We start from the raw sequence: 23867 nt of genomic DNA, 5'->3' as shown, positions 1-23867 counted from the left end.
GTTGGAACTCTCGGTGTCCATGCTGGATCCGCGAGGACCTGTTCCGGAGCCTCGTGACCGTGCGATCGGAGGATGCGGGGGCATCCTCCGCCCGTTCGGCCAGATTCGTTCGCAACAGGGAGGCGGGCCCGTCAGCCAGACGCGCAGCCGTTCGTGTTGGAGAGTAACGGGGGGTAGAACACATGTCGGATCGGCCGGTATTCGTTGTCGGATGTGCACGCTCCGGCACCACGATGCTGCAGCTCATGTTGCACTCGCACCCGAGGATGGCGGTTCCGCCGGAGACGCGGTTCCTCGAGGCGGCCTACAGCAGGCGGCGCGTGCACGGGGACATGCGCGACCCGCAGAACCGGCGGAAGCTCGCCGAATGGATCGCGTACGACAAGAGCACGAAATTTCGTGACCTGGGCCTCGACAAGCACGACTTCGTACGGCAGGCCACGCAGGCCCCCGCGAGTCTCGGGTCGGTGATCGGCACCGCGTTCCGCATGTACGCCGACCGCTTCGGCAAGGCCCGCTGGGGTGACAAGCGTCCCAGCTACGTCCGCAAGGTCGACATGCTCTCCAGGCTTTTCCCCGACGCCCAGTTCGTCCACCTCATCAGGGACGGCCGCGACTGCGTGTCGAGTCTCAAGGAGATGCCCTGGTACACCCTCGACTCCTTCCACGCGGTCTCCGCCTGGGCCGAGGCGATGGACGCGGGCGCCAAGCTCAGGAAGTCGCTCCCGGAGCACAGCTACTACGAGCTCCGCTACGAGGACGTCACCGACGACCCGTCCACGGAGATGAAGAAGCTCTGCCACTTCCTGGGCGAGGACTTCGACCCCGCCATGTGCTCGCCGCGCGAGGCGGCCGGCGTCGCCGTACCGCTGCACAAGGTCTGGCACAGCAACACGCACGGCGAGGTCACCAGGGCACGGGTCGGTAGCTGGGCGAACAGGTTGGAACCGTGGGAGATCGCACTGTGCGAGGAGGTCCTGGGCGAGCGCCTGGAGGCCAACGGGTACGAGCTGACCGGAATGGCGGGAGAGGCGGACAAGGCGCATGTCGCCGCGTTCCGGCAGACGGCGCGCAAGCGCTCGCTCAGCAGGCTGCGCAAGCAGTTCCGCGACCGGATCAACCGGGTGCGCGAGCCCGGTCCCGTGGCGGCGATGCTGACCAGCGGGCAGCGCGTGCCGATGAAGGTGGGCTGAATGGGCGGATACTCGCTCGCCGACGTCCTGGCCACCCGCAAGCCGCGCGACTCGTGGTGGACGGTGTACTTCGTCGACCCGCTGGCGTGCCGGGTGGCGCTGGTCCTGGCCAACCACACGCGGGTCACGCCCAACGCGCTGACGGCGTTCTCGCTGTTCCTGGGTGCGCTGTCGGCGGCGTGCTTCGCCACGGACGGCCTGGTGGCCGGGGCGGTGCTGTTCTACCTGAGCTTCATGATCGACTGTGTCGACGGCAAGATCGCGCGGTTGAAGGGCACGGGGACGCCGTTCGGGCTCTGGCTCGACTATGTGGGCGACCGGATCAGGGTGGTCTTCTGCGCCGCCGGCCTGGCCTACGGGCAGTACGTGCTCACGGGCGACGTGGCCTACGTCCTGCTGGGCGCGGCTGTGGCGGTGCTCGACCTGTTCAGGTACGTGAACGCGCCGCAGATGAAGCGCGTGCGCGAGGTGGTGCGGGAAACCATCTCACAGGAGGAGAGAGCTCCGAGAAACCGGCCGTCCTTCTTCAGAAGGCTCAACGGATTCCTGGCCCGGCGCAGGGTCAGGTCGCACCTCATCAGCGGCATCGAGTTCCACGCGGCGGTGTTCGTCATCGCCCCGCTGATCGGCGCGGCAGCGCTCATTCCCGTCTCGGTGGCAGCCAGCGCGCTGCTGCTCGTCAACGAGATCTTCGTCGTGTATCGGATGTGGCTCTTCACCCGCCGGGCGACGGCGGTTCCGCAGAAGAGCCACGTGCTTATCGGGGGTTAGAACCACATGTCAGATCGGCCAGTGTTCGTCATCGGCTGTCCACGTTCGGGCACCACGATGCTGCAGCTCATGCTGCACTCGCACCCGCGGATCGCGGTCGCTCCGGAGACCCGCTTCCTGGTTCCCGCTTATTACAAGCGGCGCGTGTTCGGTGACATGCGCCTGGCCGACCGCCGTCGTTCCCTGGCCGAGTGGATCTCGACCGACCGCAGCACGAAGTTCCGCGAGCTGGGGATCGACAGGCAGGAGTTCGTACGGCAGGCGGCCGAGGGCCCCGGCAGCCTCGGCTCGGTGATCGGCACCGCGTTCAAGATGTACGCCGAGCGCTTCGGCAAGGCCCGCTGGGGCGACAAGCGGCCGAGCTACGTCAAGCAGGTCGACCTGCTCACGCGCCTGTTCCCCGACGCCCAGTTCGTGCACCTGATCAGGGACGGCCGCGACTGCGTGGCGTCGCTGAAGGAGATGCCCTGGTACACCCTGGACTCCTTCCACGCCGCCTCGACCTGGGCGGAGGCCATCGACGCCGGGCGCAGGCTGTCCAAGACGATGCCCGAGGACAGCTACTACGAGCTGCGGTACGAGGACCTCACCGACGACACCGAGACGGAGCTGAAGAAGCTCTGCCACTTCCTCGAAGAGGACTACGACCCGGCCATGGTCTCGCCGCGCGAGGCGGCCAGCGTGGCCGTGCCGCTGCACAAGGTCTGGCACAGCAACACCCACAGCGAGGTCACCAGGTCGCGGGTGGGCAGCTGGGCCAAGCGGCTGGACGACTGGGAGATCTCGCTCACCGAGCAGATGCTGGCCGAGCGGCTGGAGTCGCACGGCTACGAGCTGAGCGGCGCGCCGAAGGCGGCCAGGGAGCACGTGATCGCCTTCCAGAAGACGATGCAGCGCAGGAAGGCCGCCAGGAAGCGCAAGGGGATGCGCGACCGGCTGAACAGGTTGCGCGAGCCGAGCCCGGTCGCCGCGCTGCTGACCAAGGGGCAGCAGACGCTGGCCGGGTTCCCGCAGCAGCGGGCGACGTCGGCCGACCTGCCTCAGCGCGTGATGTGAGCGAAGAGCTCGTCCCACCGGTCGAGCACGTTCGACAGGCGGAACACCTCCACGCGTGACCGAGCGGCGGCGCCCAGGCGCCGCCGCTCCTCTGTAGAGCCCATGAGGCGGCCCATCTCCAAGGAGAAGGCCTCCACGTCGCCCGGCGGCACCAGGACGGGCCCGACGGACCGCACGCCGCCCGACACGTCGAACGCCACCGACGGCACCCCGTGCGCGGCCGCCTCGACGAGCACCAGCGGCAGCCCCTCGTGCTCGCTCGACAACCCCAGGAGAGCCGCCGAGGCGTACTCGGCTGACATCTCCGATACCGGGACCCGGCCGCGGAACACCACCCGGTCGGCCACCCCGAGCCGCGCCGCGTGCGACTGCAGCCGCCCCAGCTCCGCCCCGTCGCCCAGCAGGTGCAGCTCCCACGGCGGCGCGCTGGCCAGGGCGAACGCGCTGATCAGCCGGTCGAAGCGCTTGACCCCCTCCAGCCGCCCCACGCCGAGCACGCGCGGGGTCTCCAGGGAAGACACCGTCGACGGCCAGGTCGCCAGCGGGTTCGGCAGCGCCCACGTGTTGGGCAGCAGCGCGTGCTCGGAGAAGAGCCAGGCGTCGTCCTCGCTGAGGAACACCGCCTGGTCCAGCGCGCCGTAGTTCTTGCGGATCGAGCCGAGGTGGGCGCAGCCGCGGGCGTGCTGGTAGGAGCCGTGGTACTGGCCGATCGGGCGCAGCTCGCCGTACATGCCCGCCAGCCTGGTGACCACACCGGGCGAGGTCATGACGATGAACCCGTCGGACAGCGCGTCGAGCCGCTTGGGGGAGAGCCTGCCGTACAGCGGGTCCTCGACATAGGTGAACGGCGCGGCCGTCGGGTCGAGCCCGACCACGTGCACCTCGTGCCCGCGCTCCGCCATGCCCTGGGCCAGGGTGTGGGTGACCTGCTGGATGCCGCCGAGCGTGTCGGCGTCGACGCAGGCGAAGACAACGGTCACGGTGCACCCCACAGGAAGTTCGAGGCCGGTTCGTGGACGGTCAGCGGCACGGCGAAGAAGTCCTCGACCACCCGGGCCGAGGCGTTGCCGCGCTCCTGCGAGCACCACAGCTCGCGGAAGGCCGCGTACTTCTCGGCGAACGAGGCGTGTACGGCGGGCAGGTTCGCGATGCAGTCGACCAGGTCCTCGGTCGTCGTGACGCACGGGCCAGGGGCGATCGCGGGCAGGTCGTGGTAGACGCCGCGCTCGTTGAGCCGGTACTCGTCCCAGTCGTCGATGTAGAAGAGCATCGGCTTGCCGGTGACCGCGTAGTCGCTGCTCACCGAGGAGTAGTCGGTCATCAGCGCGTCCGAGACCAGCATGAGGTCGTTGATCTCCGGATAGGACCCGGCCGGGCGGACGAAGTGCCTGACGTCCTGCGGCACCTTGTACCGTTCCACCGGGTGCGTGCGCAGGATCAGCACCCACTCGTCGGACAGCGCCTCGGCCATCAGCCGCAGGTCGGCGCGCACCGACTTGCCCGACCCCTTGGCCGTGTCGCGGTAGGTGGGCGCGTAGAGCAGGATCTTGCGGTCGGGCGGGATCTCCAGCCGCTCGCGCACGCCCTCGGCCTCGGATCCGCGGACGAGCGCGTCGCAGCGCGGCGTGCCGTACCGCAGGAGCGGTCCGGAGAAGTTGTTGGCGCGGACGAAGGTGCGCTCGAACTCGGGTCCCGGCGAGATCAGCGCGTCCCACCTGGCGATCGCCCTGCGCCACTGCTCGCGCGGCTGGGCGAAGTCGGAGCGCAGGTCGGGCGCGTCGAAGCCGATCGACTTGATGCCCTGCCCGTGCCAGGTCTGCAGGTAGCGGGTGCGCGGCGGCTTGGGGTAGTCGAGCGGGAAGCCGTGGCTGTCCACCCAGATGCCGGCGCGGGCCATCGTCCAGATGTAGCGCCAGCTCGACCGGCGCACCTTCCCGGCGTCGGCGGGGAAGTCGGACCTGCGCCTGGCCACCGACCAGACCACGTCGACGTCCAGGTCGCGCCGGCGCAGCTCCTCGTAGATCGCGCGCGGGCTGCCGGTGTAGCCCTTGCCGCAGTCGGCCTCGAACAGCGCCAGGTTCCTGCGCTGCGGCACGACCCTGATCAGCGCCTTGTACACCTTCAGCTTCAGCTCCGGCGTGCTCAGCCTGGCGATCACCTTGCGCTTGAGCTGCCTGAGCAGGGACGGCCTGGCCGCCGGTACGGTCACCCGCAGGAACGCCGAGGTGCCCTCGGCCTTCACGACAACCCCGCTGTCCAGCACCAGCGGCTCCAGGTTCGGGTCGACCAGCAGCCGGTCGGTCGTCGTGTGTCCGTCCGAGCTCCTGGTGAAGCCGATGCGCGGGTCGCACTTGGCCGTCGGGACGAAGGTGATCTCGCTGATGTAGCCGCCCTCGCCGGCCGGTTTGGGGGTGATGGGGATGCGCCGCGAGCCGTACCTGAAGGTGGCCTTCCACTCGGGGGGCAGCGCGCAGAACGGGTCGTAGGTGTGCACAGTCATCGTGACCGCCTCGCCGTCCGCCGCGATCTCGGTGATCTCGTGGCGCAGCCTGCTGGCGGTGTAGGGCAGCTCGGCCAGGTGCAGCGCGGTGATGTCCATGCCAGGGTCGAGCGTGGTGCCCCAGTAGGTGCGCCCTTCGTGCTGCAGCGCCGCGCGCGGCGGCGCCTTGGGCCCGGACAGCGAGCGGGCCGCCACGAGCAGGTCGTCGATGCGCTCGTCGAGGATCAGGTGGCAGCAGACCTTGACCATGGGCTCGGTGCGGTCGATCACCTCGGCGGGGATCTGCTCCAGGTACGGCCTGGCGACCGAGGCGAACTCCTTGGCCCACACCAGGTCGCGGCCGGGCAGCGGGTTCAGGTAGACGCGCAGGTCCTGGCGCAGGAAGCGGTGCTGGCGGTCGGGCACCAGGTCGCCCATGCCGTGGTCGCGCAGGATCCGGTCGCTGATCTCGGCGGCGGCCACGCGGTGGCGCACGTTGGCCATCTCCTTGATGCTCAGCGAGATCGAGGTGTCCTCCGGCGCGCGGTACCAGTGGTAGACCACCCACGGCACGACGGCGAAGCGGGTGGCGGCCGCGTAGAGCTCGGCGCTGAAGACGTGGTCCTCGTAGTGGATGTCCTCGGGGAAGCGCAGCACGTGCCTGCGCAGGAAGTCCACGCTGAACAGCTTGTTGGTGGCGAAGCCGTCCAGGAAGAGCTCGGGCTCCTCGCGGATGCCCTCGACCACCCGGCGCCCCGCGAACAGCCACGGGTAGTAGCGCTCCAGCCTGCCGGTCTCCTCGTACAGCCGGGAGATCTGGCCGGAGACGAACTCGGCGCCGGTGCGCTCGATCTCGGTCAGCAGGCTCTTGCACGCGTGCCTGGGCAGCTCGTCGTCGCTGTCCAGGAACATGATGTACGGCGAGACCGCCGCGTCGATGCCGTCGTTGCGCGGCGCGCCGCAGCCGCCGCTGTTGCGCTCGCGGCGCAGGTAGTGCACGCGCGGGTCGGCGCGAACGAGCTCGGCGGCCACCCGCTCGGTGCCGTCCGTCGAGGCGTCGTCAACTATGACGACCTCGAGGTCGCGCAGGGTCTGGCCGAGTACCGACCGGACCGCTCTGGGCAGTCTGGTGGCGTCGTTGAAGGTGATGACGACAACGGTGCATCGCGGCATGTCAGGAGGCATTCCCCGTCTTCGGGGGATGTGTCCGGACTTGGTGGGATTATTACCGCAGCATCCGCCGGATGACCCACACAAGGAGCGCCAGCAGTGCTAGCGCGCCGACGATCGGGGCGGCGCGCTTGAGTATCGGCGCGCCCGCGATCTCCATGAGGTCGAGCGCCTCCTCGTCAGGGGTGCGCGAGGTGCGCAGCGTGCCGACGGGATGGTTGTCGGCCGCGGGTTCAGGAACCGCGGCGAGATGCCTCTCCGTCTCCTGGGGCTCCTCGGCGAGCAGCTCGGCCAGATTGACCGCGAACCTGTCGATGAGCTTGCCGCCCACCTCGAACATCACGCCCCTGCCGAACTGCGCCGGCCGTCCCGTGACGTTGAACGTCGTCTCGACCCTGACCCTGGTGCCGCCGTCGTCCTCGGCGGCGAGCGCCGCCGCGACCGTCGCCTCCGCCGTGCCCGAGCCCCTGGCCTCGCGGCCGGACGCCTTGAGCTTGAGCGAGTAGGTGTCCTTGTCGACGTCCTCGAACCCGGCCGTGCCGCGGTAGGTGACGGTGATCGGACCGACCTTGACCTTCATCCTGCCGGTGAACTCGTCCCCCTCGACGATGTCGAGCGTCGCGCCGGGCAGGCAGGGCGCCACGCGCTCGACGTCGAGCAGCGCCGCCCACGCCTGCTCGACCGGGACGGGGACGGAGAACTCGTGCTCGAACCGCATCGCCATCGATCCGCTCCTTCTGTCTACGACACTACGCCGGAGGGAGGCACCCGCGCGAGCGAGCGCCTCCCTCGGTGGTCAGGGCGTTCCGGCCGCCGCCAGGATCGCCCGGTGCGTGAGCACCCGGGCCAGGTGCCTGCGGTAGTCGGGCTGCGCGTGCAGGTCGGCGGGCGGGGAGGTATCCGCGTCCGCCGCCTGGCACGCCGTACGCACCGCGTCGCCGAGCTCCACACCCTGCAGCGCGGCCTCGACCGCCCTGGCGCGCACGGGGGTCGGCCCCATGTTCGTCAGGCCGATCCGCGCCTCTTGGATCGCGCCGTTGGACCGGCGGACCGCGGCGGCCACGCCGACGATCGCCCAGGCCTGCGCGGTCCTGTGGAACTTCTCGTAGTGGAACCCCCAGCCCTGGCCGAGCTTGGGGATCTTCACGCCGACCAGGATCTCGCCCGCCTCCATGGTCGACTCCAGGTAGTCGGCGAAGAAGTCGGCGGCGGGGATCTCCCGCTCGCCGTCCGCCGACCTGACCACGAAGACGCCGTCCAGCGCCAGCACGACGGCGGGCAGGTCGCCCGCCGGATCGGCGTGCGCCAGGGAGCCGCCGAACGTGCCGCGGTGCCGTACGGCCGGGTCGGCCACGGTCGCGGCGGCGAACGCCACGAGCGGGACGTCGTTGTTGACCACGCGCGACCTGATCACCTCGTCGTGCGTGGCCATCGCGCCGATGAAGACGTGGTCACCCCTGTCGTGCACGCCGGACAGCTCGGGCAGGCGCCCGACGTCGACGAGCACGGACGGGTAGGCCAGGCGCAGCCGCAGCAGCGGGATCAGCGACTGGCCGCCCGCGATGACCTTGGCGTCGTCGTCGCCGGAGAGCGCCTGGCAGGCCTCGTTGAGCGACTGCGGTCTGATGTAGTCGAAGGACGCCGGGATCATTGCAGTGCCCTCCAAACTCGCTCCGGCGTGCAGGGCATCTGGATGTCGTGGATGCCGCGCGGGCGCAGCGCGTCCACGATGGCGTTGACCACGGCCGGGGTGGAGGCGATCGTGCCCGCCTCGCCGACGCCCTTGACGCCCAGCGGGTTGGACGTCGCGGGGGACTCCGTCCTGTCCGTCACGAAGTCGGGCAGGTCGGCGGCCGACGGCAGCAGGTAGTCGGCCATCGTCGTGGTGAGCAGGTTGCCCTCCGCGTCGTAGACGGCCTCCTCGTACAGGGCCTGCGCGATGCCCTGGGCGAGCCCGCCGTGCACCTGGCCCTCGACGATCAGCGGGTTGACGACCCTGCCGACGTCGTCGACGGCGACATAGGAGCGGATCTTCGACATGCCGGTCTCGGTGTCCACCTCGATCGCGCACAGGTGGGTGCCGTGCGGGAAGGAGAAGTTCTCCGGGTCGAACGTGGCGTCGGCGTCGAGCCTGGCCTCCACCCCGTCCGGCAGGTCGTGCGCGGCGAAGGCGGCCAGCGCCAGCTCCTGGATGGTCTTCTGGGTCTCGGTGCCCCTGACCTTGAAGGCGCCCCTGTCGAACTCGACGTCGTCGGGGGAGCACTCCATCGCGTGCGCGGCCAGCTTCCTGGCCTTGTCCTTGACCTTCTCGCACGCGGCCAGTACGGCCATGCCGCCCACGACCAGCGAGCGCGAGCCGTAGGTGTCCATGCCCTTGTGCGAGATCGCGGTGTCGCCGTGCAGCACGGAGACGTCCTCGAACGGCACGCCGAGCGCGTCGGCCACGATCTGGCTCCACGCCGTCTCGTGTCCCTGCCCGTGTGGCGAGCTGCCCGTGACGACCTCGACCTTGCCGGTGGGCAGCATGCGGATGGAGCTGTGCTCCCAGCCGCCCGCGCCGTAGGCGAGGCTGCCCAGGACCCTGCTCGGTGCCAGACCGCACATTTCCGTGTACGTGCTGACGCCGATCCCCAGCTGGACGGGATCGCCCCGGTCGCGCCGGTCGGCCTGTTCCGCGCGGAGCTTGTCGTAGCCGAACAGCGCCATCGCCCGGTCGGTCGCCGCCTCGTAGTTGCCCGAGTCGTAGGTGAGCCCGGCGATCGTGGTGTAGGGGAACTCCTCGTGCCTGATCCAGTTGCGCCGCCGTACCTCCAGGGGGTCGAGCCCCAGCTCGGCGGCCAGCTCGTCCATGACGCGCTCGATGGCGTAGGTCGCCTCAGGACGGCCCGCGCCGCGGTAGGCGTCGGTGGGCATCTTGGTGGTGAACACGCCGGTGCAGCCGAAGTCGAGCGCGTCCATCTTGTAGATCGAGTTGTACATGAACGCGCCCAGCAGCGGCACGCCCGGCGTGACCAGCATGAGGTAGGCGCCCATGTCGGCCAGCAGGTCCACCTTCAGCCCGCGTATACGTCCGTCGGCCTCGCAGGCCAGCGTGATGTGCTGGATCTGGTCGCGGCCGTGGTGCGCGGTCAGGTTGCCCTCGGAGCGCGACTCCGTCCATTTGACCGGCTTGCCCAGCCTGCGGGTCAGCAGCAGCGCCAGCACCTCTTCCGCGGTGACCTGGAGCTTGGAGCCGAACCCGCCGCCGACGTCGGGGGCGATCACCCGCAGCTTGTGCTCGGCGATGCCCGTGGTCAGCGCCAGCATCACCCGCAGGACGTGCGGGATCTGCGTGGCCGACCACAGCGTGAACGACTCGCCGTCGGTGGTGGCGACGACGGAGCGCGGCTCCATCGCGGTGGGGATCAGGCGTTGCTGGATGTAGGTCCTGTCGATGACGACGGGCGCGTCGCGCATCGCCGCCTCGATGTCGCCCTGGGCGAACTTCCAGGTGAACGCCTGGTTGCCCGCTTCGTGGACCTTCGGGCTGCCGTCGGCCAGCGCGTCGTTCATGTCCAGGACGGCGGGCAGCGGGTCGTACTCGACCTCGATCGCGTCGAGGGCGTCCGCCGCCTTGTACCGGTCGGTCGCGACCACGCAGGCCACGGCCTCGCCGACGTACCGCACCTCGGACACGGCCATCGGCGGGTGGTCTGGAATGACGATGTCCTCGCTGACCGGCCACGCGCACGGCAGGCTGCCCTGCTCGTCGGCGAAGTCCTGCCCGCTGAAGACGGCGACCACGCCGGGCAGGCCCTTGGCGCCTGACACGTCGACGCTGGTGATCCTGGCGTGCGCCATCGGGCTGCGCAGGTAGGCGACGTGCAGCAGGCCAGGGAGCTGGATGTTGTCGGTCCAGTTGGTCCTGCCGGTGAGCAGCCGGGCGTCCTCCTTGCGCTTGCGCGCCCTGCCGACCTCCAGTTGCTCCGTCATGTCGTCTTCACCGCCTGGCCCATGTTCTGGGCGCCCCGCCGTACCGCCCTGACGATGTTGCAGTAGCCCGTGCACCTGCACAGGTTGCCTTCGAGGCCGTCTCTGATGGCTTCTTCAGAAGGATCGGGATCTGTTCTGAGCAGGTCGATCGCGGCCATCACCATGCCGGGGGTGCAGTAGCCGCACTGGAGCGCGTGCTCCTCGTGGAAGGCCTGCTGCATGGGATGGAGGGCGCCGTTGGCGCCCAGGCCCTCGATGGTGACGACGTCGCACCCGTCAGCTTGTACGGCGAGCACGGAGCAGCTCTTCACGCTCTTGCCGTCGAGCATCACGGTGCAGGCGCCGCAGTTGCTGGTGTCGCAGCCGACCGGAGTGCCTGTCTTGCCCAGCCGCTCGCGTAGTAGGTGAACGAGGAGGAGCCGCGGCTCGACATCCTCCTCGTAGCGGATTCCGTCGACGGTGACGGCGATTCGGGGCATACGTCCTCCCAGTTAGCGGAGGAAAGGTGGACAAAGCCCAACGTACGCCGGTACTTACGCCGGTCAAGGTGCTATCTCTAGTGCTCTTTCCCGCGGAACACCCTGGCGATGATCGCGACGAAGCCGGCGAAGGCGAGCCCGACCACCACGACCGGGATCAGGACCAGCCATTCGGTGAGCGCGCCGGTCACCAGCAGGATGCCGAGCACGACGAACAGGATGCCGCTGAGCAGGGCCATCCAGTCCGTCCTGTGCACGCGGCGCGGGGCTTCGAGGTCACGCGCCACGGCGCACCTCGATGTCGCCGATGCCGCCGTCGATGTTCAGCACGATGGTGGACACGTCTCCCTTGGGGGGCACGTCGGGGGTGAGCACCTCGTTGACCGTGACATCCGCGCCGCCGGTCACCGAGTGGTCGATCTTGATGTCGCCGAACTTGTTCCTGGCGTGCACCTCGACCCGCGCGTCGGGCGGGACGATCACCAGGAGCTCGCCGACCGAGATCTCCGCGTTGAACGTCACCTTCGTGCCCGGGGTCATCTCCAGGTCGGTCAGGTCGAGCTTGCCGTCGCCGAGGCCGACCTCGTAGCGCTTGCTCGCCTCGGCGACGCTCGTCGGGTTCCAGACGGGGCTGCCGATCTTCCTGGGGACGCCGCCGAACATCAGGCCGAACCCCACGACCAGCGCCACCAGGGTGCCGAGGGCGACCAGGCCGGCGCCGCGGCCCCACCACGTCGCGACCAGGAGGCCGGCGCCGATGGTGATGAGCATCGCGCCGCCGACGGCGGTCATGCTGAGTCCTGATCCAGAGGTGGATTGGACCGCCACGACGATCCCTCCAATGATCGCTGCGAGTAGGAAGGTGATGCCGCCGATGAACGACCTCGGGCGCTTCTGCCGCTCCTGCCGCTTCTGCGGGGGGATCGGCCTGCCGTACAGGGCCGGGTCGTAGGGCGAGTCGTACGGGGGCGGCTCGTAACCGGCGCGCTTGCGCGGGTCCAGCGGCTGGTACGGGCCGCGGGGGGCGAACGGCTCGCCGTGCGCGTAGCTGGTCGGGCGGGGCTCCTGCCGGGGAGGCTCCTCCCTGAAGGGCTCCTCCCTGGGGGGAGCCTCCCCGGGGGCCGCTTCCCTGGGGGCGTCCAGCGTCTCGTTGACGCGGGTGGCGGCGGCCGGGGCCTCGGCGGCGAAGGCGGCTGTGGGCCTTTCCGCTGCCATGGGGGCAGTGGGCGGGTTGAAGCCGGAGAAGTCGGGCATCGGGGGAGCCACGTGCGGGGGAGCGGTGGCCGTGCGGCGCCGGTTGAGCCGCTCGGGCATCGAGCGCGCCAGCCCCATCAGGTCCACCCCGTTGGAGTGCGCAGCCAGCAGCGCGATCGCCAGCAGCGTGCCGACGACCAGCGTGCCCGTGCCGAGCCACACCGTCGCCAGGTTGATCATCAGGCCGAAGCCCAGCACCGCGGTCAGCAGCGCCATGACCGTGTCCGCGTCGAAGTCGCGGCCCGTCCACTGCTCGACCAGCCCGGATCGGCCGGTCGGCTCCTTCATCAGCAGGAAGGCCGCGATGTAGAGGAAGATCCCGATGCCGGAGCCCAGGACGAGGATCGCGAAGGCGGCGCGGAAGACGACGGGGTCGATCCCCGTGTAGCGCCCCAGCCCTGAGCAGACCCCCATGAGGATCCTGCCCTCGCTGCTGCGCTGAAGGGTGCGCGGCGGGGCGGCCGGTTCTGCCGGAGGCGCTTCTGTCATGCCTCCTATCGTGGCCTGGCCTGCGTGGGAACTCCATCCGGGACACCCCTGAGCCGACCCCTAGATGGCGAACAGGGCTGTCCCCTGATGCCGACAGCGCGTCCGCCATGTGACGATGCAGGTGTTATGGCTGACCAGAAGACTTTGCGAGAGACCGGCGACGCGCCCTTCCGCCGGCTGATGCGCCCGATGGAGGGGCATCTGGTGGGCGGCGTGGCCCAGGGCCTCGCCACCCAGTTGCGGCTGGATCCCGTGGTGATCCGGCTGGCCTTCGTGCTGCTCAGCGTGGTGGACGGAGTCGGCGTCGTCGTGTACGCCGTGCTCTGGATGATCACGCCGCGCAAGCCGTACGAAGGTCAGGCACCGGCGCGCGACTGGAGCCAGCTCGCCGCCTTCTCGGCGATCGGCGTCGCGCTGTTCGCCTTCAGCTGGCTGCTCGGGGCCTCCCAGGGCGGGATCGGCATGCTGCCGTTCGCCGTGGGCGGCATCGGCGCGCTGATCCTCTGGCAGCAGGCCGACCCCGACCGGCGCAAGAGCTGGATGACCGGCGCCACCAAGGGCATGCGCAAGAACCGGGTGCGCACGCTGCTCGGCGTGGCCCTGGTCGTGATCGGCGGCGGCGGCTTCCTCTACGCCCAGGGTGAGCTGCGCGAGGCCAGGCCTGGTCTGCTGTTCACCGCGGTGGTCGTCGGCGGCCTGCTGGTCATCGCCACGCCGTGGCTGGCCGGCCTGTGGAAGGAACTGCAGCTCGAACGGCGTGAGCGCATCAGGCAGGAGGAGCGCGCCGAGGTCGCCGCGATGGTGCACGACTCGGTGCTGCACACGCTGACCCTGATCCAGCGCGTCGCGAACGACCCGCGCGAGGTGACCAGGCTCGCCCGCGCGCAGGAGCGCGACCTGCGTAACTGGCTGTACCAGCCGAAGCAGGACGCGGACGCCACCCTCGCCGCCGCCGTGAAGCGGATCGCGGCAGAGGAGGAGGACGCGCACGGCGTGCCGATCGAGATCGTCTGCGTCGGCGACATCGAACTCGACGCGCAGGGGCGCCTGGGTGCGATGCTGGGGGCAGCGCGTCAGGCCATGGTGAACGCGGAGAAGTACTCTGAGAGCCCGGTCATTTCGGTCTATGCGGAGGTGGAGGGTGAAGAAGTCACCATTTTCGTGAAGGATCGGGGCAAGGGGTTCGACCTCGAGGAGGTTCCGCTCGACCGGATGGGCATCAGGGAGTCCATCATCGGGAGAATGGAACGCCACGGTGGCGCCGCCAGGGTTCGTTCGGAGCCGGGCGAGGGGACGGAAGTGATGTTGACGATGAAGGTGGAGAAACCGTGACCGAGCATCGCGAGGGCACAAATAAGCACGGGACCTTGGTCATGAGTCCGACGAAGGAGGACTCATGACCACGAAGGTACTGATCGTCGACGACCACCGGCTGTTCCGTTCCGGCGTGCGCGCCGAGCTGGGCGACTCCATCCAGGTGATCGGCGAGGCCGAGGACGTCGAGTCCGCCGTGAAGGCCATCGCCGAGCTGGAGCCCGACGTGGTGCTGCTCGACGTGCACATGCCCGGCGGCGGCGGCCAGGAGGTGCTGCGCCGCGTGCTCGGGTCCGGGTCGCAGGTGCGCTTCCTCGCGCTGTCGGTCTCCGACGCGGCAGAGGACGTCATCGGGGTCATCCGCGGCGGCGCGCGCGGGTACGTCACCAAGAACATCAGCGGGCGCGAGCTCACCGACGCCATCAGGCGGGTGGCCGACGGCGACGCGGTGTTCTCGCCGAGGCTGGCCGGGTTCGTGCTCGACGCGTTCTCCTCGTCCGAGGCGCCGTCGATCGACCCTGAGCTCGACTCGCTGACGCAGCGCGAGCGCGAGGTGCTGCGACTCATCGCGCGTGGTTACGCGTACAAGGAGATCGCCAAGGAGCTGTTCATCTCGGTGAAGACCGTGGAGACGCACGTGTCGTCCGTACTCCGCAAGTTGCAGCTCTCCAACCGGCACGAACTCTCCCGCTGGGCCACCGCGCGCCGTCTCGTCTGATCTCCAGGGGTTCCCGTAACGCTCTTGGCGTGGGACATTCCGGATATGGGCAGGGACGTGCCAGTCGTCGTGTTCAGTCGGGAAGACCGCCGGAAATATCGGGACAAGGTGCGTCGGTGTCTGGATGTCTTCGCCCAGATGCTGCGCGAGTCCCGCTTCGAGTTCGACCGGCCCCAGGCGGGGCTGGAGATCGAGCTCAACATCGTCGACGAGTACGGCGAGGCCGCCATGCGCAACGCCGAGGTGCTCGCCGCCATCGAGCAACCTGACTGGGCCACCGAGCTCGGCCAGTTCAACGTCGAGATCAACGTCGCCCCGCGCGGCCTGGACGGCGCAGGCGCGCGCGAGCTCGAGGACGACGTCAGGGCCAGGCTCAACCACGCAGAGGAGCGGGCGCGGAGCGTCGGTGGCCACCTGGCGCTGATCGGCATCCTGCCGACGCTGCGCGAGGAGGACCTCACCGAGGGCACGCTGTCGGCCAACCCGCGCTACAAGCTGCTCAACGAGCAGATCTTCGCCGCCCGGGGCGAGGACCTGCACCTGCGCATCGAGGGGGTGGAACACCTCGACACCCACGCCGACAGCGTCGCTCCCGAGGCCGCGTGCACCAGCGTCCAGCTGCACCTCCAGGTCAGCCCGGACGAGTTCGCCGCGCACTGGAACGCCGCCCAGGCCATCGCGGGACCCCAGGTCGCCGTCGCCGCCAACTCCCCTTACCTGTTCGGCAGGGAACTGCACCGCGAGACCAGGATCGCCCTCTTCGAGCAGGCCACGGACACCCGCCCGGCCGAGCTGAAGGAGCAGGGCGTACGGCCGCGCGTCTGGTTCGGCGAGCGCTGGATCACCAGCGTCTTCGACCTGTTCGAGGAGAACGTGCGCTACTTCCCCGCGCTGCTCCCGCTCGTCGAGGACGAGGACCCGCGCGAGACCCTGGCGCAGGGGCGCATCCCCGAGCTGCCCGAGCTGACCCTGCACAACGGCACCGTCTACCGGTGGAACCGTCCGGTGTACGCGGTCGTGGACGGTGTTCCGCACCTGCGCGTGGAGAACCGGGTGCTGCCCGCCGGGCCCACGGTCGTCGACGTCGCGGCCAACGCCGCGTTCTACTACGGGCTCATGCGCGTCCTGCCGCACATGGAACGGCCGCTGTGGAGCCAGATGTCGTTCGCGGCAGCGGAGGACAACCTGAACAGCGCCGCGCGCAACGGCATCGACGCCCGCCTCTACTGGCCAGGACTGGGCGAGGTGCCCGCCTCCGAGCTCATCCTGCGCAGGCTGTTGCCGATGGCGCACGAGGGCCTGGCCGCGTGGGGCGTCGACAGGGGCGTGGCCGACCGCCTGCTCAGCGTCATCGAGGGGCGCTGCCTCAGCTTGCGCACCGGGGCCACGTGGCAGGTGGACAAGGTGCGGGCCATCGGCGGCGACCGGCACGAGGCGCTGCGCAGGATGACGCTGGAGTACCTCGACCGCATGCACACCAACGAGCCGGTGCATCTATGGGACGTGTGATCCTTCTGGTCCTGCTCCTGCTCACCGGCTGCGGTACGTCGCCAGACGTCTCCGGCGACACGTTCGAGGAGGACCTGCGGCTCGCCCAGGAGCAGACCGAGGCGTTCTGGACGCAGCAGTTCTCCGCGCTCGGCAGGGCCTACCGGCCGGTGCGCGGGTTCATCGCCTACAGCGGGGACGGCGGACCGGCGTGCGGCGGCCAGCCGTCGGTGCCCGACAACGCCTTCTACTGCTCCGACGGGCACTTCATCGCCTACGACAAGGGCTGGCTGAAGGGGCTCTACGAGGAGCTGGGCGACGGCTCCGTCTACGTGATCATCCCGCACGAGCTCGGCCACGCCGTACAGCAGCAGCTCGGCACCGCCTTCGAGCTGAACGTCCAGCGGGAGCTGCAGGCCGACTGCTACGCGGGCGGGGCGCTCGGCGGGCTGGTCTCCGCCAAGGTGCTGCAGCCGGAGGCGGGCGACGACACCGAGCTGCTGGTCAACCTGGCCGCGGCGGGGGATCCGAGCCAGGACTGGTTCAACCCGCAGGCGCACGGGACGGCACGGGAGCGGCAGAACGCCTTCACGACCGGATACCGCGACGGTGTCGGAGGTTGCTGAGCCCGTACGCCGCTGAGCGTATGCGGGTGTCCACCGCGAGAGGGATGCGGGCCGCGGGCGCCGCGTCTACGGTTGAACCATGCCACTGGGCGAGATCACCTGGCTGCGTAAAGGCGCATGCCGGTCAAGCGATCCTGAGCTGTTCTTCCCGCTCGCGCCGTCCCCCCTGCAGGCGGCCAGGGCCAAGGCCGTGTGCGCGGGGTGCCAGGTGCTGGCCGAGTGCCGCGACTACGCGCTGCGCGCCGGGGAGTCCGAGGGCATCTGGGGCGGGATGACGCCGGAGGAACGCAGGCGCAGCCGCTTCCCCGCGGGGTGGCGCAGCCCGGCGGCCAGCTAGTCTTCATGGGGTGCTGGGCAGATCCCTCGCCGTGCTGGCCGCGGCCAACGTCCTGAACAACCGCGTCGCGCCCCGGCTGGCGCCGATCACCTCGGCATTGGCCACGGCGGCGCTCGTCGCGATGGCACGTAAGTCCGGTGTTTCGTGGCGTGAGCTGGGCTTCGAGCACGGCGCGCGGGGGGCCGCCGCGGGTGGGGCGCTGGCCGCGGGGGTGGCCGCCGTCTACACGGTCGGCATCGCCGTGCCGCGCACGCGGCCGCTGTTCCACGACGAGCGGGCGCTGTCGCTGACCCGGGCGCGGGTTTTGGAGGAGGCGCTGCTCCAGGTGCCGGTGGGGACGGTGCTGCTGGAGGAGGTCGGCTTCAGGGGCGCGTTGTACGGCATGCTCCGCCGTACCTCAGGTGCCGGGACCGCCACCGCGGTTTCCTCGGCCCTGTTCGGCCTCTGGCACATCCTGCCCGCCATGGACATGGCCAAGGCGAATCCGGCGCTGGGGGCGTTGACGGCCGGGGAGGAACCCTCCCATGTCGATACAGCCCGGGTCGTGGCGGGCAGCGTGGTGTCGACGGCGGCCGCTGGGGTTCTCTTCTGCGAGCTGCGGCGGCGGGGCGGGCTGCTCGCGCCGGTCATGCTGCACCTGGCGACGAACTCCCTCGGCTACCTCTTCGCGAGGATCGCCCCCAAGCCCCGGTCCTAGGCGGTCGGGACCACCTGGAAGCCCTCGGCCGCGCTGCCCTCCGGGAGGCCTGCGGCCTGGGCGACCTGGGCGAATCTGTTGCGTACGAAGGTCTCGAAGCCGTCCACGTGGCTCACCTGGCTCACGTGGGACAGCAGCGCCGCGAGCTTGCGGTCCACCGCTGACGTGATGTCGACGAAGTGGTTCGGGGTCGAGCCGCCCGTCAGCCACACCTCGCGCACCGTCCACGCCTCCAGCCCCTCGTCCTTCACCAGCTCGGGGAACGCGTAGGGGTTGCGCGCGTCGGGATAGACCGCGTCCAGCGTGGAGCCGCCCACGGCGCGGTGGTCCGGGTGGCTGGGGGCGATGAACTGGTAGTTGCGCTCCGGCGTGTGGGTGATCACCACGTCGGGGCGGACCTGGCGGATCACCCGCGCGATGTCCTTGCGCAGGTCGAGGGACTGCACCACCCGCCCGTCCGCATAACCCAGGAACCGCACGTCCGTGACGCCCACCGACTTCGCGGCCGCCGTCTGCTCGGCGCGGCGCAGTTCGGCCATGCCCGTGTTGTCCAGCGTGCGCTCGTTTCCGCCCGCGTCGCCGTCCGTGACGACGAGGTATGTGACCTCCACGCCCCTGTCGACGAACTGGGCGATCGTGCCGGAGGCCCCGAAGTCCACGTCGTCCGGGTGGGCCGTCACGGTCAGAACTCTGGTGATGTCGCTCTCGGTCAGCATGCTCAAGTCAACCGGCCTTCTGTGGAGAGCATTCCTCGATTGTCGGTGCAGCGCCCTAACCTAGAGGACGTGCCGACCCCAGTGTCTCTTGACCACCCGCTGCTCGACGGACTCAACCCCCAGCAGCGCGAAGCCGTGATCCACCATGGCTCCCCGCTGCTCATCGTCGCGGGCGCCGGGTCGGGGAAGACGCGGGTGCTCACCCACCGCATCGCCTACCTGCTGGCCGAGCGCCACGTGCACCCGGGCGAGATCCTCGCGATCACCTTCACCAACAAGGCGGCGCGCGAGATGAAGGAGCGCATCGACAAGCTCGTCGGCCCGCGCTCCAAGGCCATGTGGGTGATGACGTTCCACAGCGCGTGCATGCGCATCCTGCGGCGCGAGGCCAAGCGGCTCGGGTTCCCGTCGAGCTTCTCCATCTACGACCAGGCCGACTCCCAGCGCCTCATGGCCATGGTCTGCCGCGAGATGGACCTCGACCCCAAGCGCTACCCGCCGCGCTCGTTCTCGGCGCAGGTCAGCAACTTCAAGAACGAGCTGATCGACTACGAGACCGCGCTCGACCGGGCGGGTTCGCACCTGGAGAAGACGCTCGCCCAGGCGTACAAGAACTACCAGCAGAAGCTCACCGAGTCCGGCGCCATGGACTTCGACGACATCATCATGAACACGGTGACGCTCTTCCAGCTCTTCCCCGACGTGGCGGAGCACTACCGGATGCGTTTCCGGCACGTGATGGTCGACGAGTACCAGGACACCAACCACGCGCAGTACATCCTGATCAGGGAGCTGGTGGGGCATCCGTCCGTGCACACGGCGGACGGTGATCTGGTGCGTACGGGCGCGGACATGTCGGAGCTGTGCGTGGTCGGTGACGCCGACCAGTCGATCTACGCCTTCCGTGGCGCGACGATCCGCAACATCCTGGAGTTCGAGCGCGACTACCCGGACGCGCGCACGATCCTGCTGGAGCAGAACTACCGCTCCACCCAGACCATCCTGACCGCCGCGAACGCGGTCATCTCCCGCAACGAGGGGCGCAAGCCCAAGAACCTCTGGTCCGACCAGGGTGACGGCGCCAAGATCGTCGGATACGTCGCGGACAACGAGCACGACGAGGCCATGTTCGTCGCGCAGGAGGTCGACCGGCTGACCGACGAGGACGGCGTGCGGCCGGGCGACGTGGCGGTGTTCTACCGCACCAACGCCGCCTCCCGCGTCTTCGAGGAGATCTTCATCCGCACCGGCCTGCCGTACAAGGTCGTGGGGGGTGTGCGCTTCTACGAGCGCAAGGAGGTCAAGGACCTGCTGGCCTACCTGCGGGTGCTGGCCAACCCCAACGACGTGGTGTCGTTGCGGCGCATTCTCAACGTCCCCAAGCGCGGCATCGGCGACCGGGCCGAGGCGATGATCGAGGCGCTGTCGTCCCGCGAACGGATCACGTTCTGGGAGGCGCTGCGCAGGGCGGACGAGGCGTACGGCATGGCGACCAGGTCGCTGAACGCGGTGAAGGAGTTCGTCGCGCTGCTGGAGGAGCTGATCGCCAAGGCCGAGGGCGTGCCGCCGTCGACGCTGGCCGAGGAGATCCTGGTCTCCACCGGCTACCGCGCCGAGCTGGAGGCCTCCGAGGACCCGCAGGACGAGTCGCGCCTGGAAAACCTCAACGAGCTCGTCTCCGTGGCCTCCGAGTTCGAGGAGGCCAACCCCGAGGGCACGCTGGTGGAGTTCCTGGAGCAGGTGTCGCTGGTGGCGGACGCCGACCAGATCCCCGAGGCGGACGGCGGGCAGGGCGTGGTCACGCTGATGACCCTGCACACGGCCAAGGGGCTGGAGTTCCCGGTGGTGTTCCTGACGGCGATGGAGGACGGCGTGTTTCCGCACGTCCGGTCGCTGGGGGAGCCCAAGGAGCTGGAGGAGGAGCGGCGGCTCGCCTACGTGGGGATCACCCGGGCGCAGACGCGGCTGTACATCACGCGGGCGGCCGTGCGCAGCTCGTGGGGGGCGCCGTCGTTCAACCCGGCCTCGCGGTTCGTGTCCGAGGTGCCCGGGTCGTTGATGGACTGGCGCACTCCGCCGGAGAAGACGGCGTGGAACGCGGCCACCAAGCGGGAGGCGACGCCTGCGCCGTCGCGGAAGGGCGCGCGGACGGTGCCGTCGTTGACGCCTGGGGACCGGGTGACGCACGACGCGTTCGGGCTGGGGACGGTGGTGTCGGTGGACGGGGTGGCGGAGAAGACCAAGGTCAAGATCGACTTCGGGAGTGGGGGGGAGAAGACCCTCCTGCTGGCGTATGCGCCTTTGGAGAAGCTCTGAGGCTCGTCGGGGCTCGCGTAAGGAGCCCGACCTCCCCTCGTCGGTGGCCTGGCCCCCAAAGAGCGCCTAAACAGAATGGCGCCGTTGGGTGTTCCAAGACCCCCGCCCTGCGGGAAGAGGAGGCGCACGCGGCCGCCGAGCGGCGGTGGTTCAGGGCGCGCAGCGGGGAGGAGGGGTAGACCCATTGTGCGGTCCGCCCCGCCCCGTGCTCTATGACCTGAGGGTCAGGGTCAGGTGGTGAGGGTGTCGTCGTGGCCGGAGCTGAGCCGGGGCCACTGGGCGCTCGGGCGGCCGTCCGTGCGGAACTGGCCTCCCTGGGAGCCCCAGTGCTGCGGCCACCCGCCGGGTGAGTCCTCCCAATACTCCTGCCGCCCGTAGACGGTCAGGTCGAGCAGGCCGTACGACGGAGCCATCAGCTCGTTGCCCCGACCGGTCGTCCAGTACGTCTCGTAGGTCTTCTCGCCGTCCCGGACGTAGGTGACGAGGATGCCGAAGTGGCGGTTCGCCACCAGACGCTCCACGGACTCCTCGGGAACCGCGTACCACGGCATCGTCCAGCCCATGAAGTCGCGATAGCGGGAGCTCTCCGCGTAGGGGCCCTGGCAGAACGTCGCGTAGCTGACGTCGCGCGCGTGCAGGTACGACAGCTCGTTGATGTGCGCCGTGGAGAACGTGCACCCCTCGCACTGCTCCGCCGCAGGCTTACCGGGGTGCCACATCTGGAAGTACGCGATCAGCTGCGACCGGCCGTCGAAGACGTCGATCAGCGGCACAGGACCGTCGGCCCCGACCAGCGGCGTCAGCGGATCGACCTCGACCATCGGCAGCCGCCGGCGCTCAGCGGCCAGGGCGTCCCCGGCCCTGGTGTGGGCCTTCTCCTTGACCCGGAGTTCGTCGATCTTCGTCTGCCAGGCCTGCCGGTCGGAAATCTGGGGAAGAGGGAGCTCCTTCATGTGACCTGTCTAACACTCACGTGGTGGTTTTCGCGCTGGGCGGCGGTGTGAGGGTCACCGGGATGCCCCACGAGGTGAGGCGCAGGTCGCTGGACTTGTCTGCCCTGCCCATCGCGTCCGCCTCCGTCCAGCCGGTGGCGAGCCGCCTGGGCAGGCCGTCCTGGTCCGTCCACAGCTTCCAGGTGATCATGGTGGCGGCCGTTTCGAGGGTCGGCTGCCTGCCCAGCCGGTCCTTGAAGGAGGGCGACGTCCGGTACAGCTCGCCGTACGTGATCACGCCCTTGTAGACGCGGCCGTCGCCGCGTTTGGGGATCCGTCCGTCTATGGGGGCGGCGGTGGTCAGGAGGGCCTTCAGGGTGTCCGGTTCCAGCGGGTAGACCGGGGTGAAGAAGGGGGTCCTGGTCTTGCGGTCGCTGTCCACGCGCAGCCAGTCCTTGCCCTCCGGGAGCGCGTTCTTGATCGGGCCGCCCGACTGGTAGGTGTAGCGGCCGACGGCCAGGACGGTGACGAGGCCCGCCTCGGTCTTGTTGGTGGTCGAGTAGCCGGTCACGCCCGCCGCGGAGAACTGGACGACGCCCCTGCGGGTGCCCTTGGCCGAGCCGGTCCTGTGGCGTTCGCGGATCTCCACGCCGCGGTTGGGGGCGAACTGCTTCCTCAGGGCGGCCACCGGGTCGGGGGGTGAATCCGGGTTCGCCACCTGGGTCGTCAGGGCGGCGGGGGTCACGGGTACGGGGCAGCCGGCCGTAAGGGAGTTGAGCAGCGTGGTAGCCAGCAGTCCTGTGGTCATCACGGTCAGCACATGGAGGTCTAACGACTCATCGGCATCGGGGTCACGGGTAGGGTCGGCCGTGTGCGTGTACTGATATCGGGTGGAGCTGGCTACATCGGAAGCACGATCGCATCGGCCTGCGAGGATGCCGGGATTTCCCCCGTCATCCTCGACAACCTGGTCACCGGTCGCAGGGAGTTCGCCGAGGGGAGGGACTTCTACGAAGGGGACATCGCGGACGGCGCGCTCGTCGATCGGGTGTTCGCCGAGCACCCTGACATCGAGGCCGTCATCCACTGCGCGGCGCTGATCGTGGTCCCCGACTCGGTGGCCGACCCGGTCGGCTACTACCGCGCCAACGTGGCCAAGAGCCTCGACTTCGTGGGACATCTGCTGCGGAACGGCTGCCGCCGGATGATCTTCAGCTCGTCGGCGTCGATCTACGCGGCGGGCGACGACCTCACCGTCGACGAGGACTCGCCGCTCGACCCGCAGAGCCCCTACGCGCGGACGAAGGCGCACTGCGAGGCCATGTTCGCCGACATCGCCAGGACGCAGCCGATCAGGATCCTGTCGCTGCGCTACTTCAACCCGATCGGCGCCGACCCCAAGATGCGCACCGGCCTGGCGCTGCGCCGGCCGAGCCACGCGCTGGGCATGATGATCAGCGCGCACGAGAACGGCGTGCCGTTCCAGGTCACCGGGGTCGACTGGGCGACGCGGGACGGATCCGGCATCCGCGACTACATCCACGTCTGGGACCTGGCCACGGCGCACGTCGCCGCGCTGGAGCGGTTCGACGACCTGCCGGTCTCGGTGATCAACCTCGGCACCGGCGAGGGGACGACGGTGCGGGAGCTCGCCGCTGCGTTCAACGCGGTGGTCGAGCGGCCGGTCGAGGTGGTGGAGGCGGAGCGCCGCCCCGGCGACGTCATCGGTGCCTACACCACGACGGACCGGGCGAACGAGCTGCTCGGCTGGCGCGCGCAATACTCGGTCGAGGACGGCATCAGGCACTCCCTGGAGTGGGCCGCGCTCAGGGACTCGAAGCTCAGCTAGCAGGAAAACGG

At 69.6% G+C, this 23867-nt stretch carries 22 protein-coding genes; 11 read left to right on the top strand and 11 right to left on the bottom strand.

Annotated features, from left to right (window positions below):
- The first annotated feature begins 182 nt into the window (after window positions 1–182).
- From ACIBG8_RS24425 to ACIBG8_RS24415, 3 genes are read left to right on the top strand one after another with little or no spacing between them, the layout of a single operon-like run.
- Entirely contained in the window at window positions 183–1193 is a 1011-nt protein-coding gene (locus ACIBG8_RS24425) for a sulfotransferase family protein (RefSeq protein WP_397345231.1), read from the top strand.
- A complete protein-coding gene (locus tag ACIBG8_RS24420; RefSeq protein WP_397345230.1) occupies window positions 1194–1964 on the top strand; it encodes a CDP-alcohol phosphatidyltransferase family protein in 771 nt (256 codons plus the stop codon).
- A gap of 6 nt (window positions 1965–1970) precedes the next feature.
- Entirely contained in the window at window positions 1971–3020 is a 1050-nt protein-coding gene (locus ACIBG8_RS24415) for a sulfotransferase family protein (RefSeq protein ID WP_397345229.1), read from the top strand.
- Here ACIBG8_RS24415 and ACIBG8_RS24410 read toward each other — a convergent pair.
- From ACIBG8_RS24410 to ACIBG8_RS24375, 8 genes are all read right to left on the bottom strand, one after another.
- Window positions 3005–4000: a glycosyltransferase gene (locus tag ACIBG8_RS24410; RefSeq protein WP_397345228.1), complete on the bottom strand. Its 996-nt coding sequence runs from the start codon at window positions 3998–4000 to the stop codon at window positions 3005–3007. The two genes, ACIBG8_RS24415 and ACIBG8_RS24410, sit on opposite strands and share 16 nt — an antisense overlap.
- Window positions 3997–6672, bottom strand: a complete 2676-nt coding sequence (locus ACIBG8_RS24405; RefSeq protein ID WP_397345227.1) for a CDP-glycerol:glycerophosphate glycerophosphotransferase — start codon at window positions 6670–6672, stop codon at window positions 3997–3999. Before ACIBG8_RS24405 ends, ACIBG8_RS24410 begins: the two co-directional genes overlap by 4 nt.
- A gap of 52 nt (window positions 6673–6724) precedes the next feature.
- Entirely contained in the window at window positions 6725–7393 is a 669-nt protein-coding gene (locus tag ACIBG8_RS24400; protein ID WP_397345225.1) for an SRPBCC family protein, read from the bottom strand.
- A 72-nt stretch (window positions 7394–7465) separates the two neighbouring features.
- Window positions 7466–8320, bottom strand: coding sequence for an FAD binding domain-containing protein (locus tag ACIBG8_RS24395; protein ID WP_397345224.1), 855 nt, complete (start codon window positions 8318–8320; stop codon window positions 7466–7468).
- Window positions 8317–10641 (bottom strand): xanthine dehydrogenase family protein molybdopterin-binding subunit, encoded by a 2325-nt coding sequence (locus ACIBG8_RS24390; protein WP_397345223.1) that lies wholly within the window; start codon window positions 10639–10641, stop codon window positions 8317–8319. The genes ACIBG8_RS24395 and ACIBG8_RS24390 overlap by 4 nt, the downstream gene beginning before the upstream one ends.
- Window positions 10638–11120, bottom strand: coding sequence for a (2Fe-2S)-binding protein (locus ACIBG8_RS24385; protein ID WP_397345222.1), 483 nt, complete (start codon window positions 11118–11120; stop codon window positions 10638–10640). Before ACIBG8_RS24385 ends, ACIBG8_RS24390 begins: the two co-directional genes overlap by 4 nt.
- 77 nt (window positions 11121–11197) lie before the next feature.
- Window positions 11198–11407, bottom strand: a complete 210-nt coding sequence (locus ACIBG8_RS24380) for a hypothetical protein (RefSeq protein WP_397345221.1) — start codon at window positions 11405–11407, stop codon at window positions 11198–11200.
- Window positions 11397–12863: a PspC domain-containing protein gene (locus tag ACIBG8_RS24375; protein WP_397345220.1), complete on the bottom strand. Its 1467-nt coding sequence runs from the start codon at window positions 12861–12863 to the stop codon at window positions 11397–11399. Before ACIBG8_RS24375 ends, ACIBG8_RS24380 begins: the two co-directional genes overlap by 11 nt.
- Before the next feature lie 126 nt (window positions 12864–12989).
- Between ACIBG8_RS24375 and ACIBG8_RS24370 the strand changes: the two genes are divergently transcribed.
- The 6 genes from ACIBG8_RS24370 (at window position 12990) to ACIBG8_RS24345 (ending at window position 18043) form a co-directional block, all read left to right on the top strand.
- Entirely contained in the window at window positions 12990–14195 is a 1206-nt protein-coding gene (locus ACIBG8_RS24370; RefSeq protein WP_397345219.1) for a PspC domain-containing protein, read from the top strand.
- Between the two features lie 64 nt (window positions 14196–14259).
- Window positions 14260–14895, top strand: coding sequence for a response regulator (locus ACIBG8_RS24365; protein ID WP_397345218.1), 636 nt, complete (start codon window positions 14260–14262; stop codon window positions 14893–14895).
- Window positions 14896–14964: 69 nt separating this feature from the next.
- Window positions 14965–16404 carry a glutamate--cysteine ligase gene (locus ACIBG8_RS24360; RefSeq protein ID WP_397345217.1) on the top strand — a complete coding sequence of 480 codons (1440 nt, stop codon included), beginning with the start codon at window positions 14965–14967 and terminating at the stop codon, window positions 16402–16404.
- Complete coding sequence (locus tag ACIBG8_RS24355; RefSeq protein WP_397345216.1) at window positions 16392–17009, top strand: neutral zinc metallopeptidase; 618 nt, start codon at window positions 16392–16394, stop codon at window positions 17007–17009. The genes ACIBG8_RS24360 and ACIBG8_RS24355 overlap by 13 nt, the downstream gene beginning before the upstream one ends.
- A gap of 79 nt (window positions 17010–17088) precedes the next feature.
- Entirely contained in the window at window positions 17089–17346 is a 258-nt protein-coding gene (locus tag ACIBG8_RS24350; RefSeq protein WP_397345215.1) for a WhiB family transcriptional regulator, read from the top strand.
- Between the two features lie 10 nt (window positions 17347–17356).
- Window positions 17357–18043 carry a lysostaphin resistance A-like protein gene (locus ACIBG8_RS24345; RefSeq protein WP_397345214.1) on the top strand — a complete coding sequence of 229 codons (687 nt, stop codon included), beginning with the start codon at window positions 17357–17359 and terminating at the stop codon, window positions 18041–18043.
- Here ACIBG8_RS24345 and ACIBG8_RS24340 read toward each other — a convergent pair.
- A complete protein-coding gene (locus ACIBG8_RS24340; protein ID WP_397346171.1) occupies window positions 18040–18759 on the bottom strand; it encodes a PIG-L deacetylase family protein in 720 nt (239 codons plus the stop codon). The genes ACIBG8_RS24345 and ACIBG8_RS24340 overlap by 4 nt on opposite strands.
- A gap of 99 nt (window positions 18760–18858) precedes the next feature.
- Between ACIBG8_RS24340 and pcrA the strand changes: the two genes are divergently transcribed.
- Window positions 18859–21075: a DNA helicase PcrA gene (gene pcrA / locus ACIBG8_RS24335; RefSeq protein WP_397346170.1), complete on the top strand. Its 2217-nt coding sequence runs from the start codon at window positions 18859–18861 to the stop codon at window positions 21073–21075.
- Between the two features lie 230 nt (window positions 21076–21305).
- On the opposite strand, the gene ACIBG8_RS24330 is transcribed toward pcrA, so the two are convergent.
- Together ACIBG8_RS24330 and ACIBG8_RS24325 are read right to left on the bottom strand one after the other, a co-directional pair.
- The gene (locus ACIBG8_RS24330) at window positions 21306–22028 is read right to left on the bottom strand and encodes a DUF899 family protein (RefSeq protein ID WP_397345213.1); all 723 of its coding nucleotides are present in this window, start codon (window positions 22026–22028) and stop codon (window positions 21306–21308) included.
- 16 nt (window positions 22029–22044) lie between these two features.
- Window positions 22045–22815, bottom strand: a complete 771-nt coding sequence (locus tag ACIBG8_RS24325) for a hypothetical protein (RefSeq protein ID WP_397345212.1) — start codon at window positions 22813–22815, stop codon at window positions 22045–22047.
- Window positions 22816–22878: 63 nt separating this feature from the next.
- Between ACIBG8_RS24325 and galE the strand changes: the two genes are divergently transcribed.
- A complete protein-coding gene (gene galE / locus ACIBG8_RS24320) occupies window positions 22879–23856 on the top strand; it encodes a UDP-glucose 4-epimerase GalE (protein ID WP_397345211.1) in 978 nt (325 codons plus the stop codon).
- Window positions 23857–23867 lie beyond the last annotated feature (11 nt).

The organism is Nonomuraea sp. NPDC050556, from assembly GCF_044457355.1.
GTDB lineage: Bacteria > Actinomycetota > Actinomycetes > Streptosporangiales > Streptosporangiaceae > Nonomuraea.
Note: the sequence above shows the minus strand (reverse complement) of the source record. Positions and strands in the feature narration are given on the sequence as shown.